Source organism: Bradyrhizobium jicamae (assembly GCF_001440395.1).
GTDB lineage: Bacteria > Pseudomonadota > Alphaproteobacteria > Rhizobiales > Xanthobacteraceae > Bradyrhizobium > Bradyrhizobium jicamae.
This window is the reverse complement of the sequence record NZ_LLXZ01000138.1, coordinates 41,475-59,394: the sequence shown is the minus strand read 5'-3', so window position 1 is coordinate 59,394 and position 17,920 is coordinate 41,475. Positions and strand designations below refer to the sequence as shown.

The window sequence follows — 17,920 nt, the reverse complement described above, 5'->3', positions numbered from 1 at the left end:
GGTTCCATCTCGCTTGGGCTTGCGGACCTTTCGCGTCATGCGGTCAACGGGGCCTTGAACGCGCGGGCCCAAAGTGCGAGCCCACGGTTAGCGTCCGTCAGCCTTAAGGGTCCGTAAATCGAGGCATTTCCGGCTTGCCCGGAGGGGGCCTTGGGGCTATATCAGCGCCATCCGGGCCGCCGTCGATAAGATCAGGGCTGTCCGAGCGGGCCGGCAGGAGAGTTCAGTCCCTGCCGTCATTGGAGGAAAGCCCGCTCCAGGTTCCTGAAGGTCGACACGCTCGTTTCAGGCTCGGATAAAATCAAACGTACCGAACGTGCAGGCATGCTGCCGGCCCGCTTTTGCGAACTCCCGCAAACGCGGTCGTCAGGGTTTGCGGACCCCTGACACTCCACGCGCGATACGCCCTTTAACCCGAATGGCCGGCAATATCCCGCATTGGAGAACAAATGGCTTCGACTGCTGCTTCTTATAATCCTACCCGCGACGATTTCGCTGCAATGCTGGACGAGTCCTTCGCCGGCGGCAATCTGCAGGAAAGCTCCGTCATCAAGGGCAAGGTAGTTGCAATTGAAAAGGACATGGCCGTCATCGACGTCGGCCTGAAGACCGAGGGCCGCGTCGCGTTGCGCGAATTCGCCGGCCCCGGCCGCGAAAGCGATCTCAAGGTTGGCGACGAGGTCGAGGTGTTCCTCGACAGGATCGAGAATGCGCTCGGCGAAGCCGTGCTGTCGCGCGACAAGGCGCGCCGCGAGGAAAGCTGGGGCAAGCTCGAGAAGGCCTTCAACAACAACGAGAAGGTTCACGGCGTCATCTTCAACCAGGTCAAGGGCGGCTTCACGGTCGACCTCGACGGTGCCGTTGCCTTCCTGCCGCGCTCGCAGGTCGACATTCGCCCGATCCGCGACGTCGCTCCGCTGATGAACAACTCGCAGCCGTTCCAAATTCTGAAGATGGACCGCCGCCGCGGCAACATCGTGGTGTCGCGCCGCACGGTTCTCGAAGAGACCCGCGCCGAGCAGCGCCAGGAGCTGGTGCAGAACCTCGAAGAAGGTCAGGTGATCGACGGCGTGGTCAAGAACATCACCGATTACGGTGCGTTCGTTGATCTCGGCGGCATCGATGGCCTGCTTCACGTCACCGATATCGCCTGGCGCCGGGTCAATCACCCGACCGAAGTGCTGACCATCGGCCAGACCGTGAAGGTCAAGATCATCAAGATCAACCACGAGACCCACCGCATTTCGCTCGGCATGAAGCAGTTGCTGGACGATCCGTGGCAGGGCATCGAGGCCAAGTACCCGCTGAACGCGCGCTTCACCGGCCGCGTCACCAACATCACCGACTACGGCGCGTTCGTCGAACTGGAGCCGGGCATCGAAGGCCTGATCCACGTCTCGGAAATGTCGTGGACCAAGAAGAACATGCACCCCGGCAAGATCGTTTCGACCTCGCAGGAAGTCGAAGTGCAGGTTCTGGAAGTCGATTCGGTCAAGCGCCGCATCTCGCTCGGTCTCAAGCAGACCATGCGCAACCCCTGGGAAGTCTTCGTCGAGAAGTTCCCGGTCGGTTCGACGGTCGAAGGCGAGGTCAAGAACAAGACCGAGTTCGGTCTGTTCCTCGGTCTCGACGGCGACGTCGACGGCATGGTCCATCTGTCCGACCTCGACTGGAAGCTTCCGGGCGAGCAGGTCATCGACAACTTCAAGAAGGGCGACATGGTCAAGGCCGTGGTGCTCGACGTCGATGTCGAAAAGGAGCGCATCTCGCTCGGCGTCAAGCAGCTCGAAGGCGACCCCTTCGCAGAACCTGGCGACGTCAAGAAGGGCGCGGTCGTGACCTGCGAAGTACTCGAAGTGAAGGAAGCCGGCATCGAGGTGAAGATCTCGGGCACCGACTTCACCACCTTCATCAAGCGCTCGGAACTCGCCCGTGATCGCAACGATCAGCGCGCCGAACGCTTCGCCGTCGGCGAGAAGGTCGATGCCCGCGTGATCCAGTTCGACAAGAAGGCCCGCAAGGTGCAGGTCTCGATCAAGGCGCTGGAAGTGGCCGAAGAGAAGGAAGCCATCGCGCAGTACGGCTCCTCCGATTCGGGCGCGACGCTGGGCGACATCCTCGGCACCGCGCTGAAGAACCGCGAGAAGTAAGCTTTCGCTTATCGATCTGCGACATCAGGCCCCGGTTTCGACCGGGGCCTTTTTTGTTCAGGAGGCGGTATCATCCTTCTCCCCTTGTGGGAGAAGGTGCCTTCGCGAAGCGAAGGCGGATGAGGGGTTCTCTTCGCGGAGACAGACCCCTCATCCGGCTCGCCGCCGCTTCGCACCGTCGATCCACCTTCTCCCACAAGGGGAGAAGGGAAGAAGTAAGGGGTCTTGTTTTCTTCATATTGCACCGCAATTGATGTAATCAGGTAAGGCTTAGGTCACGCTGCGGATGCAAAACGCGCGGATGGTTTCAGGAGAAATTCGATGTCGCTCGATTCGGACGTGATCGTCGATCGCCGCAGGATCCGCCGGAAGCTGACTTTCTGGCGCGTCGTGGCCAGTCTGGTTGCGATTGTCGCGATCGTCATCGTCGGCGTGCTCGCGACCAGGAGCGGGCCGGCTGCGCTGACCGCGTCGGGATCGATCGCGCGCGTCAATATCGAGGGACTGATCCGCAGCGACCAGCAGCGTGTCGAGGCGCTGGAGCGGCTGGAGAAATCGAGCCACGTCGCCGTCATCGTGCATATCAACTCGCCGGGCGGCACCACGGCCGGCTCGGAGCAGCTGTACGACTCGCTGGTGCGGCTGAAGGCCAAGAAGCCGCTGGTCGTCGTGGTCGAGGGATTGGCCGCGTCGGGCGGTTACATCACGGCGCTCGCCGCCGATCATATCGTCGCCCGCCAGAGTTCACTGGTCGGTTCGATCGGCGTGCTGTTCCAGTTTCCGAACTTTACAGAGCTTCTGAAGACCGTGGGCGTCAAGGTCGAGGAGGTGAAATCCTCGCCATTGAAGGCTGCGCCCAACGGTTATGAGCCGACCAGTCCAGAGGCGCGCGCCGCGCTCGATGCGCTGGTGAAGGATTCCTATGCCTGGTTCCGCGGCCTGGTGAAGGATCGGCGCGGCATGGATGAGGCGCTGATCGAAAAGGTCGCTGACGGCCGCGTCTTCACCGGCCGCCAGGCGGTCGAATTGAAGCTGGTCGATCAGCTCGGCGATGAAAAATCAGCGATTGCCTGGCTGGTGGCCGAAAAGAAGATCAAAAGCGACCTGCCGGTGCGCGACTTCAAGCTCACCCCGCAGTTCGGCGACCTGACTTTCCTGCGCGCGGCAGCTTCCATCGCGTTCGATGCGCTCGGCTTGAGTTCCATCGCGCGCCAGATCGAGCAGGCCGGCGTTGCACAGGCGGCCGACCAGTTCGCGCTTGACGGCATGCTGGCGTTGTGGCGCCCAGCTGCCTCCAACTAAATCGCACCGGCTGCTTCGGATCTACTGTTCCCGCACTGCGGGTGCCGTCACAAACCCCTTCCGGGGCGCTCGTCCTGTCATTTCGCGTTGCCCAAAAGTGATTTAGCGTCTTGACAGTTCAAGGTATTTTCACGGAAATGGATATCCGCACGATCCCGGATCCCAACTTCGATGATCAAATCCGAACTTGTTCAGCGCATCGCCGAGCACAACCCGCACCTCTACCAGCGGGATGTGGAGAACATTGTGAACGCGATCCTCGATGAGATCGTAGCTGCCCTGGCACGCGGCGACCGTGTCGAACTGCGCGGTTTCGGCGCTTTTTCGGTCAAGCATCGCCCGGCGCGTGCAGGCCGCAATCCACGCACCGGCGCGCATGTGCCGGTCGATCAGAAGAGCGTACCCTTCTTCAAAACCGGCAAGGAAATGCGCGAGCGGCTGAACCGCGACGACAGCTCGCCCGAGGCCGGCGCGTAAGATTTTTCCGGACTTTGACTAGGTGTAGCCGTGTTGCGGGGCTCGCACCCGCCTTTCTCCATCACACCGAGAGATGGTCATGCGAAAGTTCTTCACGGCGCTGGTCGTCATTCCGCTGGGCCTGATCTTCATCGTCTTTGCGGTCGCCAACCGCCATTTCGTGACGGTGTCGTTCGATCCCTTCAATGCGACCGATCCGGCGATCGCGGTGAGCATGCCGCTGTTTGTTGTGATCATTGCCGTCGCCATTCTGGGGGTGGCGGCAGGCGGCATGGCGACCTGGTTCCGCCAGCGCCATTGGCGCCGCGCGGCGCGTCACCATGAGGCCGATGCCCGTCGTGCCCGGGCGGAAACGGCCGATTTGCGGGCCGCCGCGGCGGTGTCCCGGGCCGATCAGCAGCGGCTTCCGGCGCCCTCCCAGTACGGCTTCTATGGGGCCGCCGGGCGAGACAAGCAGGGCGCGACGTTGTAGAACCCGCCCCGTCAGCCCCGGTTCCAGCCGGTTACGGGGCTCGAATTATGCGCCCGAGAGACCATGTCCCTGCTCGTCAAAATTTGCGGCCTGTCCACGCGCGAGACGCTCGATGTAGCGCTTTCGGCGGGCGCCGACATGGTGGGTTTCGTGTTCTTCTCCCCGTCGCCGCGCCATCTCAGCCTCGAGACCGCGCGCGAGCTCGGCAAGCAGGCCAGGGGCCGCGCCGCCAAGGTGGCGCTGACGGTGGATGCCGACGACGCGACGCTGGAAAACATCGTCGAGACGCTGCGGCCGGATCTCCTGCAACTGCACGGCAAGGAAACCATCGCGCGGGTGCGCGACATCAAGGCGAAGTTTTCGCTGCCTGTCATGAAGGTGATCGCGGTTGAAACCTCGGCCGATCTCGCCGCATTGCCGGGTTACGCCAGCGTCGCCGATCGCATCCTGTTCGACGCCCGCGCGCCGAAGGGCGCCACCCGGCCCGGCGGGCTGGGCGCGGTGTTCGATTGGCACGTTCTGGAAAAGCTCGATCTTCAACTGCCGTTCATGGTCTCGGGCGGTCTTACCGCCGACAATGTGGCGGAGGCCATTCGCGTCACCCGCGCCGGCGGCGTCGATGTCTCCTCCGGCGTCGAAAGTTCGCCCGGCGTCAAGGATCCCGAGCTGATCCGCAATTTCATTCGCGCCGCGCGCGCCAGCGAAGAACTGATGGTCCGATGAATTCAAGCCTGCCCAATTCATTCCGCACCGGCCCCGACGAGCGCGGGCACTTCGGTAATTTCGGCGGCCGCTTTGTCGCGGAAACGCTGATGCCGCTGATCCTCGACCTGGAAAAGGCCTATGCGGCGGCCAAGGCCGATCCGTCATTTCAGACCGAGATGAACGGCTATCTCAAGGACTATGTCGGCCGGCCGTCGCCGCTCTATTTTGCCGAGCGGCTCACGGAGCATCTCGGCGGCGCAAAAATTTATCTGAAGCGCGAAGAGCTGAACCACACTGGCTCGCACAAGGTCAACAACGTGCTCGGCCAGATCATGGTCGCGCGGCGCATGGGCAAGAAGCGCATCATCGCCGAGACCGGCGCCGGCCAGCATGGCGTTGCCACCGCGACGCTGTGCGCGCGCTTTGGCCTGGAATGCGTGGTCTATATGGGCGCGGTGGACGTCGCCCGTCAGGCGCCGAACGTGTTCCGCATGGAGATGCTGGGTGCCAAGGTGGTGCCGGTGCAGTCGGGCACGCGCACGCTGAAGGACGCCATGAACGAGGCGCTGCGCGACTGGGTCACCAACGTGCACAACACCTTCTACTGTATCGGCACGGTGGCGGGGCCGCATCCCTATCCGATGATGGTGCGCGACTTCCAGTCGGTGATCGGCGACGAAACACGCAAGCAGATGCAGGAGGCCGAAGGCCGGTTACCGGATTCGCTGGTCGCCTGCATCGGCGGCGGCTCCAACGCGATGGGCCTGTTTCATCCCTTCCTCGACGATCCCTCGGTCGAAATTTTTGGCGTCGAAGCGGCGGGCCACGGGCTGACGCAACTCCATGCCGCCTCGATCGCCGGCGGCCGGGCCGGCGTGCTGCACGGCAACCGCACCTATCTGCTGATGGACGATGACGGCCAGATCCAGGACGCGCATTCGATCTCGGCCGGCCTCGACTATCCCGGCATCGGCCCGGAGCATTCCTGGCTGCACGAAACCGGCCGCGTCACCTATCTGTCGGCGACCGACGACGAAGCGCTTGCCGCCTTCATGCTGCTGTCGCGGCTGGAAGGCATTCCGCCCGCGCTGGAGTCGGCGCACGCGATCGCCAAGGTGACCGAGCTCGCGCCGAAACGGCCGAAGGACCATCTGATGGTGGTCAATCTTTCCGGCCGTGGCGACAAGGACATTCCGCAGATCACGGAGATATTGAAAGGCAAGAAGCAGTGACTACCCGTATCGACGCACGCTTTGCCGAACTCGCAAAACAAGGCCGCTCGGCTTTCGTCACCTTCCTGATGGCCGGCGATCCCGATCCGAAGACCTCGCTCGACATCATCAAGGCGCTGCCCAAGGCGGGTGCCGACATCATCGAGATCGGCATGCCCTTCACCGATCCGATGGCGGACGGTCCGTCGATCCAGGCCGCGGGCCTGCGCGCGCTCAAGGGCGGTATGACGTTACGGAAGACGCTCGAGATGGTGCGCGGCTTCCGCAAGGAGGACGACGCCACGCCGCTGGTCCTGATGGGCTATTACAATCCGATCTACATCTATGGGGTCGACAAGTTTCTCACCGATGCCAAGGCTGCGGGCGTCGATGGCCTCATCATCGTCGACCTGCCGCCGGAAGAGGACGACGAGCTCTGCATCCCTGCGCTGAAGGCCGGGCTCAACTTCATCCGCCTCGCGACACCCACGACCGACGACAAGCGTCTGCCTGCGGTGCTCGCGAATACCTCCGGCTTCGTCTACTACGTCTCGATCACCGGCATCACCGGCGCTGCGGCGGCCGATTCGAAGGCCGTCGGCGATGCGGTCGCCCGGATCAAGCGCCACACCAAACTTCCGGTCTGCGTCGGCTTTGGCATCCGTACCCCGCAAGCGGCGCGCGCGATTGCCGAGAAGGCCAATGGCGCCGTGGTCGGCACCGCCCTGGTCGATGCGTTGCGCGACAGCCTCGACATCCAGGGACAGGCGACCAGCAAGACGGTGGCCGCGGTGGCCGATCTGGTGGCGTCGCTGGCGCAGGGCGTCCGGGGCGCGAAGCAGGCTGCGGAATAAGCCACAATTGCGTGGAAATAGGCGTCAACGGCGGCTTGCCTGCTTTGAGTCGGGCCGCCATATATTCCAGTCGATGCGTTCAACCGCATTTCGGAGCGAACCATGAATTGGCTCACCAATGTCGTCCGGCCAAAGATCCGCAACATCCTGCGGCGCGAAACGCCGGAGAATTTGTGGATCAAGTGCCCGGATTCCGGGCAGCTCGTGTTCTACAAGGACGTCGAGGCCAACCAGTTCGTCATCCCCGGCTCGAACTACCATATGCGCATGGGCGCGGTGGCGCGGCTGAAGTCGATCTTCGACAACGAGACCTGGTACGACATCGCGCTGCCCGAAGTGACGGCCGATCCGCTGAAGTTTCGCGATGAGCGCAAATATGTCGACCGCATCAAGGACGCCCGCGCCAAGACCGGGCTGAACGACGCTATCAAGGTCGGCTTCGGCAAGCTGGAAGGCGCCGGCGTCGTCATCGCGGTGCAGGATTTCGATTTCATGGGCGGCTCGCTCGGCATGGCCGCGGGCGAAGCGATCGTGCGCGGGCTCGAACTCGCGCTCGAAAAGAAGGCGCCCTTCATCATGTTTGCCGCTTCCGGCGGCGCGCGGATGCAGGAAGGCATCCTGTCGCTGATGCAGATGCCGCGCACCACCGTCGGTGTGCAGATGCTGCGCGAAGCGAAGCTGCCCTACATCGTGGTGCTGACCAATCCGACCACCGGCGGCGTCACCGCGTCCTATGCCATGCTGGGCGACGTCCATATTGCTGAGCCGGGCGCGCTGATCGGCTTCGCCGGTGCGCGCGTGATCGAGCAGACCATCCGCGAGAAGCTGCCGGAAGGATTCCAGCGCGCCGAATATCTGCTCGACCACGGCATGGTCGACATGGTCGTGCATCGTCACGAGATGCGTCCGACGCTGGCGAGGCTCTGCCGGATCCTCACCAAATCGCCGCCGCTCGAAACGGCCTCCAAGCCTTCGCCGCAGGTCACGGACCCCGCCCAGATCGTCTCGACGCCGGAAGCCGTGCCGGCCGCGCCCCACGCGTGAACCTGCCGGCCGCAAAACCCCAGCCGCTCGGTGAATTGATCGCGCGGCTGTCTGCCTTGCATCCGAAGCGCATCGATCTCAGCCTCGATCGCATGCACCGCCTGCTGGCGCGGCTCGATCATCCCGAGCGGACGTTGCCGCCGGTGATCCATGTCGCCGGCACCAATGGCAAGGGGTCCACCATCGCCTATCTGCGCGCGATCCTCGAAGCCGCGGGGCTGCGCGTCCACGTCTACACCTCGCCCTATCTCGTGCGGATCAACGAATGCTATCGCATCGGCGAGGGCGGCGGCGGACGGCTGGCCGATGATGCCGAGCTGCGCCGGGTGCTGGAGCATTGCGAACAGGTCAACGCAGGCGAGCCGGTCACGATTTTCGAGATGGAGACCGCGGCGGCGTTTTGCCTGTTCGCGGAGCATGACGCCGATGTCGTACTGCTGGAAACCGGTCTCGGTGGAAGGTTGGACGCCACCAACGTCATCGATCGCCCGGTCGCCACCGTCATCACGCCTGTCAGCATGGATCATACCGAATATCTCGGTAACTCGCTGACTGCGATCGCCGGCGAGAAGGCCGCCATCATCAAGCGCGGCGCGCCGCTGATCTGCGCCGAGCAGGCGGCGGAGGCGATGTCGGTGATCGAGGCACAGGGAAAGCGCATGGGCGCGCCGCTGCATGCGGCGGGACAGCAATGGCATGTCGGTGTCGAGCGCGGACGGCTGGTCTATCAGGACGAGCGCGGCCTGATGGATCTTGCGGCGCCAAAGCTGTTCGGACGGCATCAGTTCGACAATGCCGGTCTTGCCATTGCGACCTTGCGCGCGATCGAGACGTTCAAGATCGGCATGCGCGCCTTCGAGGCCGGCATCGTTGGCGCCGAATGGCCGGCGCGGATGCAGCGGCTGGTAGCCGGCGCGCTGGTCGATCAGGGGCCGAAGGGCTGCGAGATCTGGCTCGACGGCGGACACAATGCGGAAGGCGGCCGTGTCGCCGCAGCCGCGCTCGGCGATCTCGAAGAGCGGGTGTCGCGGCCGCTGGTGGTGATCGCGGGCATGATGGCGAACAAGGATGCCGGCGCGTTCCTCGCCAATTTCGCAGGTCTCACGCGCCACATCGTGGCGGTGCCGATTCCCGGCCGCGACAATGCGATGCCGTCGGACCGGCTGGCGGACGCGGCGCGCGCGCTCGGCATGCGCGTGGAAAATGCCGCCAGCGTCGAAGCCGCGCTGCACGCGCTGTCGCGTCTCGCCTATGAAGTGCCGCCGCGGATTTTGATTGCCGGCTCGCTCTATCTCGCTGGCCACGTGCTCGCGATTAACGGCACGCCGCCGGGTTAGAAATTAAATGACCGCTGGAATTGCTTCCAGCGGCCGCCCGGGAAATAATAATTGATTGTTTATGGAATTCGCCAGCCCCGGTGTTTGCAAAGACTAACCAACGTGTCTGAAGGCCGCGAGTCGGAACCCTGGTTCCGCAATAGGAAGTAGGGATAATGTTGCAGGCTGGTTTCACCCAAATGAGGTAGAGGCCGTAGCATCGTTCTTGCAAGATCTTTACGACGAGACCTTATCCGACACCTGGAATTCCAAATGCGTTTTGCCGCGATTGCCGACGTCCATGGAAATTATCTCGCGCTGGAAGCGGTCCTCACCGACATCCGCGCGCAGGGCATCGAGGAGATCGTCAATCTCGGCGACATGGCGAGCGGCCCGCTCGACGCACGGCGTACCATGGATGCGCTGATGGCACTCGATGCCGTTCACGTACTCGGCAATCATGATCGCTGGCTGATCGACCGCCCCGTCGAGAAGATGGGATCGTGGGAACGGCCCGCTTATGCGCAACTCGGCATCGAGCATCTCGACTGGTTGCGCAAGGTGCCGTCAACGCGGGTCTTTCGCGAGCAAGTGTTTCTCTGCCACGCCACACCTGTCGACGACAATGTTTACTGGCTTGAAACGGTGACGCCTGACGGCTCGGTCGGAATGTCTCCGTTGGAGGCCATCGAGAAAGAAGCGAAGGGAATCTCGCAGTCGCTGATTCTGTGCGCACATACTCACATCGCACGCGCGGTGCGGCTCGGCGATGGACGCCTCGTGGTCAATCCCGGAAGCATCGGTAGTCCCGGCTTTTCCTACAACGTGCCGTTTCCGCACCGGATAGAGGCGGGCACGCCCGACGCCCGCTACGCGGTTCTCGAGCTGGCATCGGGAAGCTGGCGCGTCACCTTCCGTCATGTGCCTTACGATAGCGATGCCATGGCGGCATTGGCTCGCCGCAATGGCGATGCTGAATTTGCATCCGCGCTGGCGACAGGATGGGTTCGATAATCCCGTAGCCCGGATGGAGCGAAGCGCAATCCAGGAGGATCGTGCCGCGAACAGAGAGCCCCGGGTTACGCTACGCTCCACCCGGGTTACGAGATCATTGGCTGCAAAACAAAACGGCCGGCTATTCGCCGGCCGTCACAATCGATAAATCGAAAGCCGATCAGACCGCCGCGGTGATCCACTGCTGCAGCTTGGCCTTCGGCGCGGCGCCGACCTGGCGGGAAGCCATCTCGCCACCCTTGAAGATCATCAGGGTCGGGATCGACATCACACCGTACTTCGAGGCCGTCTTCGGGCTCTCGTCGACGTTCAGCTTCACGATCTTGACCTTGTCGCCCATGGCGCCGGAAATCTCGTCGAGTGCAGGCGCGATCATGCGACAGGGGCCGCACCATTCGGCCCAGAAGTCGACGACCACCGGCCCGGTCGCCTTGAGCACTTCGGCTTCGAAATCGGCGTCAGAAACCTTGCCAACGGCCATCGGAATTACCTCGTTCGGTTAGAAATGAAGGGGCGCGGTCAAGAATCGCGCCCTGGGATGATGTGGCAAACCTATGAACGCGATCCTGCCGGGTCAAGCTCGGGTCACGCCGAGATGATGGATGCCAGCTCGGCCTCCAGCGCGGGGGCCGAAATCTCCATTAATTCAGAGGTTTCGGTCCAGAGCAGCGCGGCCCGGACCGGCAGCTGGGGATAAAGCTTGCCGAGCACTGCCCGGTACAGCGCGAGCTGGCGGACATAGCCCCGCGGAGCCGCCTCGGGCCGGCTCGGCGGGGTGTGGTTGGTCTTGAAATCGACGATCAGGACCTCGCTGTCTGTGACCACAAGGCGGTCGAGCTGTCCGGACACCAGGGCCGGACGTCCGCCCGGCCGCTCGAGCCGCCCTACGATCGAGACCTCGGCCCGGCTGCCAGGGGCGAACACGGGCGCAAAGCGCGGATCCCCGATCAGGGCCAGCGTGCTTTCGGCGAGTTGCTGCCGCTCCTCGGCGGCCCAGCCGTTGGCATTGCGGGCCAGATGGGCCAGCGCGGCCTCGCGGCGGCGCTCGGCGGCGATTTCAGGCAGCGACTGCAGGAGACGGTGCACCAGCGTACCGCGCTGCAGGGCGCGGGCGCGCTGGGCGAGCGATTCGACCGTCCGCACCGGCTGATGCCCGCTGTCTGCGGGGTCGGAGGGGCGCAGCAGACTCTCCGGCGAGATTTCGGGCTGTGCCGGCGTCAGCAGCCAGCTCGGCAGAACGATAGGCGCCGCCGAGGACGGCGCGGCAGCCGGAGCGGCCGATGGCGCAGTCTCCTCCGCGCGCACATAGCGCTTCACCCGGCCTGCGGCCGTTTCGATCTCCTGAAGCTGCAATCCGGAACCGTCGAGCCCCTTGGTGATCAGATCGTACCAGGACAGCGGCCGCACGCTCTTCATGTTGCCGGGCATGCAGCCGCCGACGACAAGCCGGTCCGCCGCACGCGTCATCGCGACATAGAGCAGGCGGCGGTATTCATCCTCGGTATCGCCGATCATCGTCGCGCGGGCCGCGACGACGGCTGGCGGATCCTCGGCCTTGCGTCCGGCCCATACCACGACACCGGGCGCATGCGGATCGGCATTGCCGACCGGCAGATTGATCAGCTTCAGCCGCTGCGTATCCGAGGGCGAGGTCGTGGTATCCACCAGGAACACGACGGCAGCTTCCAGGCCCTTGGCGCCATGCACCGTCATGACGCGGACCTCGTCGCGCGAAATTTCCATGTCGCGTTTCACCTCGAGATCCGCCGTGCGCAGCCAGGCCATGAAGCCTTGCAGCGAAGCCGGCGCCTTGCGCTCGTAGTTCAGCGCCAGCTCCAGAAACTCGTCCAACGCGTCGTTCGCCTCGTGTCCGAGCCGACGCAGGATTCGCGCGCGGCCGCCGTCGCCGCCGAGCAGCCAGGCATAGAACGCAAACGGCGTTTCACTGGCAAAGCGGCGTTCGCACTGATCGAGCCGCCACAGCGCATCCCTCAACCGGGCGTCCGTTGGCGCACGCGCGGTCAATGCGGCGCGCAGGGAGGAGCCTTTGCGATCGAAGGCAATCTTGAACAGATCGTCGTCGTCGAGCCCGAACAGCGGACTCTTCAGTGCTACCGCCAGCGCCAGATCGTCCTGCGGCAGCAGCAGTGCGTCGGCGAGGTTCATCAGGTCGATGATCGCGATGTGCTCGGTCAGCTTGAGGCGGTCGGCGCCGGCGACCGGGATGCCGGCGTGCTTGAGCGCCTGGATCACCGCGTCGAATGCGTTGCCGCGCCGGCGCACCAGCACCAGCACGTCGCCATAGCGCAGCGGCCGGCGGTCGCCTTTGCTGCCGGTCGTCGCGCGGCTCGCCACCAGCGTCTTGATCTCGGCCTGAATGCGCCGGGCCAGCTTCACTTCGGGGCTGGTCGCGGCGACGCCGTCGAACGGCGCGCGCCAGCCCTCGATATCCTGCCGGTCGTCGGCCTCCGCGAGTTCCCAGAGATCGATCTGGCTGGGCCCTGCGTCGGAGAGCGCGTGATGAATCGGATTGCCGATATCGACCGCGTGAATGCTGCGAAAAATATCCTGCTCGCGAAAGACCTGATCGACCGCATGCAGGATCGCCGGCCCCGAACGGAACGAATAGGTAAACGACACCGGATCGAACTTCAGCCCGGCACCCTCGAACTTCCGCTGCAGCGCGCGGCGGCGCAGGTCGAATTCGCGCGGGGCCGCGCCCTGGAATGAAAAGATCGATTGCTTCTCGTCGCCGACTGCGAACACCGTCCGCACCACGCCGTCGCGCGCGCCCGCTCCGGAAGTGAATTCGGAGATGATGTGGGCGACGATGTCCCATTGCCGCGGGCTCGTATCCTGCGCTTCGTCGATCAGCACGTGATCGACGCCGCGGTCGAGCTTGTAATGCACCCAGCCGGAGGAGACGCGATCGAGCATGGCCAGCGTCTTGTCGATCAGGTCGTCATAGTCGAGCAGGCCGCGCTCCTGCTTCTCGCGGCGATAGTTCGCCGCCGCCGCGGTCGCGATATAGAGCAGGGCCTCGGTGCGGTCGCGCGCCACCACCGCGCGGCGGCGTTCGATCAGCGGGCCGAGGCGACGGGCTTCAGCTTCGAACAGACGTCCAACGGCGGGATTGTCCCGCGCAAAATTCTTCGTCACCACCGATTTGCGCGGCGTGCGATCGGAGTCGGTGAGGAATACGCAGAGATACTCCTCCACCTGGGCCGCGCCGGAAAACATCAACGCGGCGCGAAGCTGTGCTGCCTGGCCTTGATCGGTTTTGCTTCCGTTATCCAGGGCAGACGCGATTTCCGGCCAGAGCGACCGCGGCAGGTTCGGCCCATCCAATATCTCACGCTCGACATCCTCGATGCGATCGTCGGGATCAACACCGAGCGCGGCCGAAATCTGCGCTGCCGCCGCATGCGCGCTGCCGGCGGCGTCCGTCCAGGCCATGAAATGATCGCGGCTGAGACAGGCCTCGCGCACGACGTCCTTGAAGGTGACGTCGGCGGCGCTCGCCATCGCCGTCATCAGCGCACGCCCGGTGGCGCTGTCGGGATTGCGTGACGCTTCGAGGAAAACCGCGAGATTGGCGCGTTCCATCATCTCGTTCTGGTCGCGGTCGTCGAGCACGGCGAAGCGCGCCGGCACGTTGGCCTCGAACGGGAACTGCTGCAGCAGCCGTGTGCACAGCGCGTGGATGGTCTGTACCTTCAGTCCGCCCGGCGTCTCCAGCGCGCAGGCGAACAGTTTGCGCGCCGATTTGCGCAGGCGTGCGCCGGGATGGGCGATGCCTGCCTCGCGGATCGCCGCATCCAGCGCGTCGTCGTCGAGCGTCACCCAATGCCCCAGCGTGGTGAACACGCGCTCGGCCATGTTGGCGGCGGCGGCTTTTGTAAACGTGATGCAGAGGATTTTCTCCGGCGGCACGTCGCTGAGCAGCAGCCGGATCACGCGCTGCACCAGCACATGCGTCTTGCCAGATCCGGCATTGGCCGAGACGAACGAGGACGCCGTCGGATCGGACGCGCGTGCCTGCGTGTCGCGCACTTTGGGAGGAATGATACGGGCAGCCTTCACCATTCCTCGATCCCCAGTCCGCCGGCCGCCGACCATTCCTTGATGCGGGCGAGATCGTCATAGGCGCCGTAGCGGTTCGACCACATCGACAGGTTCAGCGAGGTGTAGGCGGTTTCCACGTTCTCGAATTTGCGGATCAGCGCTTCAAGCTGCTCGCGGGCGTAGTCGGCCGCCTTGTCCGGCGGCTGCGGCGTATCGTTGCTTCTGATCTTCAGTTCCAGCGAGCGCTGCTCGCCGGGCGGATTATTGCCGCTGAGGCGGACATAGACGAGTTCGCCGACGGAGGAGCCGGCGTGGATGTTCTCAAAGCCACCCTCGCGCAGGATCGCCGCCTCCAGTGTCAGTTGCGGGGACAAGCCCATCCGCACCTGCTTGCCGGTCGGCGGCTGGCCGGTCTTGTAATCGAGGATCGCAAAGCTGCCGTCATGGCGCTGCTCGATCCGGTCGGCGCGCGCCGACAGCGTGAAGATGCGTTCGTTGTCGAGCGGGATCTTGATCTCGCCCTTGATCTCGGCGGCGATTTTCTCGATCTCGTTGCGCCGCGCCTCTTCCCAATCCGCAAACCAGTTGGCGATGCGCTGAAACCGCGGCCACCACAGCGCCCGCGCCTCGGGACGCTCCATCAATGGTGCGAAGAATTTCTCGCCGATGCCGCGCAGCACCAGCGCGGGCTGCGCGGGCAGGGCGTCGGCAAATTTCTGCGTGAACTCGCTGAGCGCGTCATGGATCGCCGAGCCTCGATCGGCCGCCGACAGCGGCATGTCGACGGGGTCGAGCGGATCGAGCCGCAGAATATGTTTCGCGTAGATCGTATAGGGATCACGCAGCCAGTCCTCGATCGCCGTGACCGACAGTTTTGTCGGCCGCGTCTCGACCGGCGGTTTCGGCGCGGGTTGCGCGATCGGTTCGATCGCGTCGGGTTGATCCAGCTCGGCGGCGAAGCGCACGTAATTTTCGCCGGCGCTTTTGGCCTCGTCCCAGCGCGCCTCGCCCGCCACCGCTTCCAGCCGGTGCAGGAAGCGCGAGGCGACCGCCGGCGCGCCGCCGACCTTGGCCGAATGGGTCAGGATCACATCATCCGTTCCCAACAATTGCGCGAAGTCGTGCGCGGAGAGGCCGATGCGCCGCTCCGGCAGGTCGAGGCCAAGCTCGTGGCGCATCGGCCGGCTGAGCCACGGATCGACCCGCGGCGCCGGCGGCCACACGCCTTCGACCAGCCCGCCGAGGATGACGCGGTCGGACTCGGTGAGGCGCGCTTCGAGCTGGCCGTAGATCTGCAACTGCGCGTTCGCGGATTCCGGCCGCCGCACCATGCGGTCGGCATAGGCGGTCTGGAACACTTCGGGGTAATCGCCGAGCTGGACCATCAGGCCGCTCGGCTTCTCCTCGGCGAGCAGGTCGTCGAACGCCGCCGATAGTGCCGAGCCCTGCGCTTCCTCGAAGGCGACGGCGACGCCGTTATGATCTGACGACAGCGCAATCAGGATCTCGCGATGGCGCACCGCCAGCTCGGCGAAATCGTACGGCTTTGACGAGCCCATGACTTCCAGCGGCGCCAGCGCTTTCTGCAACGATGCGATCAGTGCCTGCGCTTGGTCGAGTTCACCATCCTTCAATTTTGCGCGCGGCTCGGCGGCATGAAGCGAAGACGTCTCCTTGCGCCGGAGTTTTCCGAGTTCGACGCGGAAGCGGTCGAAGTCGCGCGCAAGGCCGCTCGTTCCCGCTTGCGGTCGGGTACCGCGCAGCAGTGCCAGTTCGAGCACCTCGATGACATGCCTGAACGCGCCGGACGCACCGCCGAGCCGAAACAACGGATGCTTCAGCAGTGCCAGCAGCGTCGGCGGCTCCAATCCCCTGGCAGCGGCTTCCGCGGCGAGGCGGGCAAAAATGCCGCTCGGCGTATCCATCAGCGCGTCGCCACCGGAATCGTCGAATTCGAGATTCCAGCGCCGCAGCGCCGCCATCACCCGCCGCGCCAGCGCGCGATCCGGCGTCACCAGCGCCGCCGATTTGTCGAGATGCCGCGCCTCGCGCATCGCCACCGCAATCGCCAGCGCCTCCATCTCCGAGCTGGGCGCTTCGACCACCGCGAGTTTCGTCATGCCGACGGCGATCTTCGCGGCAACATCCGGCTGCGCCAGGCGGTCATGCCATTGCTCGGTCGCCGTGGAGGGCCGCATCGTCTCCGACATCAGGACTTCGCGGCCATGCGGTGCTGGCGTGCCGAGGATTTCAACGTCGCTACGCCTGATGCCGAAGCGGTCCAGCAATCCCTGCATCGCGAATTGCGGATGGTTCGAGGAGGGCTGCGTGGTGAACTTGCCCTGCGCGTCCCTGATGCCGCCGATCGTCTGCCAGGCTTCTTCGTCCAGATCAGTGTCGAGCCCCGGCAGCACCACCGCGCCCTGCTTCAGGCGGGCGACGGCGTTGAGGAACTTTGCGGTGGCCGGCATCGAACCGGTCGAGCCTGCCGCAACTACCGGTCCCTCGTGATGCGCGGTCAGGCGCCCAGCTTCTGCCTCGATCAGGCGATCGCGCCGTTCGGCCGGTTCGATCCGGCCGATTTCCCTCAAATGCTCCGGCCACGCCTGGCGCGCGATGCGCAGGAATTCCAGCGAGTGCTGCCAGTATTTGTCGAACTGGTCGGGCACCAGTTTATCCAGCGCTTCCCAGGCAACGACGCGCGTCACCATGTCATCCATCAGCCGCGCCAGATCGCCGGCCAGCGCCAGCGTCGAGGCCGGGCCGCCGACCACGAGCGGCGCCGACACCGGGCTCTTCGCCCATGCCGCCACCAGATGCGCCAGCGTCAGCCGTCGTTCCAGCTCGCCGAGTCGTGGCGGAATGTCGAGCGGCGCCACGCCGCTGAATTGCTCGGAGCCTTCGGAAAACGCCAGTTCGTCCTCGTCGATATCGCCGAGCGCCACGATGCGCGGCAGGATCGCGGCATCGGTCTTCAGCTCATCGAGAAAGATTTCGCGCGCCAGCCGCAGGGCACGCCGGGTCGGCAGATAGAGCGTCGCGCGCGCGAGGTTGAGCGGATCCTTGCGCGCCTCGAATCCCTCAACCAGCCGGCCGTCGACCAGCGCCGCGATGACGGTGCGCAGGAGAGGTACGGAGACGGGAACGCTGAAAACGCGCATGGGCTGCCTGATTCGGGGTCAGTCGCCAATATAGGGAGCGATGAGGGAGAGGTCATGCGGGCGAGGGCGGCGTCCCCGCTACTCACTGCCAAAGCAGTCCGGGCCCCACTCTACTTTGCATGGGGTTGTTTTCGGGATTTTTTGTCTGA

13 protein-coding genes are annotated in these 17,920 nt (G+C 64.5%); 10 read left to right on the top strand and 3 right to left on the bottom strand.

The genetic code is table 11. The features are described 5' to 3' along the window. The first annotated feature begins 449 nt into the window (after window positions 1–449). The 10 genes from rpsA (at window position 450) to CQ12_RS22520 (ending at window position 10,545) form a co-directional block, all read left to right on the top strand. The gene (gene rpsA, locus CQ12_RS22565) at window positions 450–2,150 is read left to right on the top strand and encodes a 30S ribosomal protein S1 (protein WP_057837500.1); all 1,701 of its coding nucleotides are present in this window, start codon (window positions 450–452) and stop codon (window positions 2,148–2,150) included. Window positions 2,151–2,471: 321 nt separating this feature from the next. Beyond that, window positions 2,472–3,452 carry a signal peptide peptidase SppA gene (sppA, locus tag CQ12_RS22560; protein WP_057837499.1) on the top strand — a complete coding sequence of 327 codons (981 nt, stop codon included), beginning with the start codon at window positions 2,472–2,474 and terminating at the stop codon, window positions 3,450–3,452. Window positions 3,453–3,623: 171 nt separating this feature from the next. Further along, window positions 3,624–3,929 carry an integration host factor subunit beta gene (locus CQ12_RS22555; protein WP_057837498.1) on the top strand — a complete coding sequence of 102 codons (306 nt, stop codon included), beginning with the start codon at window positions 3,624–3,626 and terminating at the stop codon, window positions 3,927–3,929. 79 nt (window positions 3,930–4,008) lie between these two features. Continuing rightward, window positions 4,009–4,401: a LapA family protein gene (locus CQ12_RS22550; protein ID WP_057837512.1), complete on the top strand. Its 393-nt coding sequence runs from the start codon at window positions 4,009–4,011 to the stop codon at window positions 4,399–4,401. Window positions 4,402–4,464: 63 nt separating this feature from the next. Beyond that, entirely contained in the window at window positions 4,465–5,124 is a 660-nt protein-coding gene (locus CQ12_RS22545; RefSeq protein ID WP_057837497.1) for a phosphoribosylanthranilate isomerase, read from the top strand. Then, window positions 5,121–6,338: a tryptophan synthase subunit beta gene (gene trpB, locus CQ12_RS22540; RefSeq protein WP_057837496.1), complete on the top strand. Its 1,218-nt coding sequence runs from the start codon at window positions 5,121–5,123 to the stop codon at window positions 6,336–6,338. The genes CQ12_RS22545 and trpB overlap by 4 nt, the downstream gene beginning before the upstream one ends. After that, a complete protein-coding gene (gene trpA / locus CQ12_RS22535; RefSeq protein WP_057837495.1) occupies window positions 6,335–7,171 on the top strand; it encodes a tryptophan synthase subunit alpha in 837 nt (278 codons plus the stop codon). Before trpB ends, trpA begins: the two co-directional genes overlap by 4 nt. Window positions 7,172–7,273: 102 nt before the next feature. After that, window positions 7,274–8,215, top strand: a complete 942-nt coding sequence (gene accD / locus CQ12_RS22530) for an acetyl-CoA carboxylase, carboxyltransferase subunit beta (protein WP_057837494.1) — start codon at window positions 7,274–7,276, stop codon at window positions 8,213–8,215. After that, on the top strand, window positions 8,212–9,552 hold the full coding sequence (locus CQ12_RS22525; RefSeq protein WP_057837493.1) for a bifunctional folylpolyglutamate synthase/dihydrofolate synthase: 1,341 nt from the start codon (window positions 8,212–8,214) through the stop codon (window positions 9,550–9,552). The genes accD and CQ12_RS22525 overlap by 4 nt, the downstream gene beginning before the upstream one ends. 252 nt (window positions 9,553–9,804) lie before the next feature. Next, window positions 9,805–10,545: a metallophosphoesterase family protein gene (locus tag CQ12_RS22520; protein ID WP_057837492.1), complete on the top strand. Its 741-nt coding sequence runs from the start codon at window positions 9,805–9,807 to the stop codon at window positions 10,543–10,545. 160 nt (window positions 10,546–10,705) lie between these two features. Here the strand turns inward: CQ12_RS22520 and trxA are convergent, their stop codons facing one another. The 3 genes from trxA to addB form a co-directional block, all read right to left on the bottom strand. Then, window positions 10,706–11,026, bottom strand: coding sequence for a thioredoxin (gene trxA / locus CQ12_RS22515; RefSeq protein WP_016847387.1), 321 nt, complete (start codon window positions 11,024–11,026; stop codon window positions 10,706–10,708). A gap of 104 nt (window positions 11,027–11,130) precedes the next feature. After that, window positions 11,131–14,631, bottom strand: a complete 3,501-nt coding sequence (addA, locus tag CQ12_RS22510; RefSeq protein WP_057837491.1) for a double-strand break repair helicase AddA — start codon at window positions 14,629–14,631, stop codon at window positions 11,131–11,133. After that, complete coding sequence (gene addB, locus CQ12_RS22505; protein ID WP_057837490.1) at window positions 14,625–17,771, bottom strand: double-strand break repair protein AddB; 3,147 nt, start codon at window positions 17,769–17,771, stop codon at window positions 14,625–14,627. The genes addA and addB overlap by 7 nt, the downstream gene beginning before the upstream one ends. Between the last annotated feature and the right edge of the window lie 149 nt (window positions 17,772–17,920).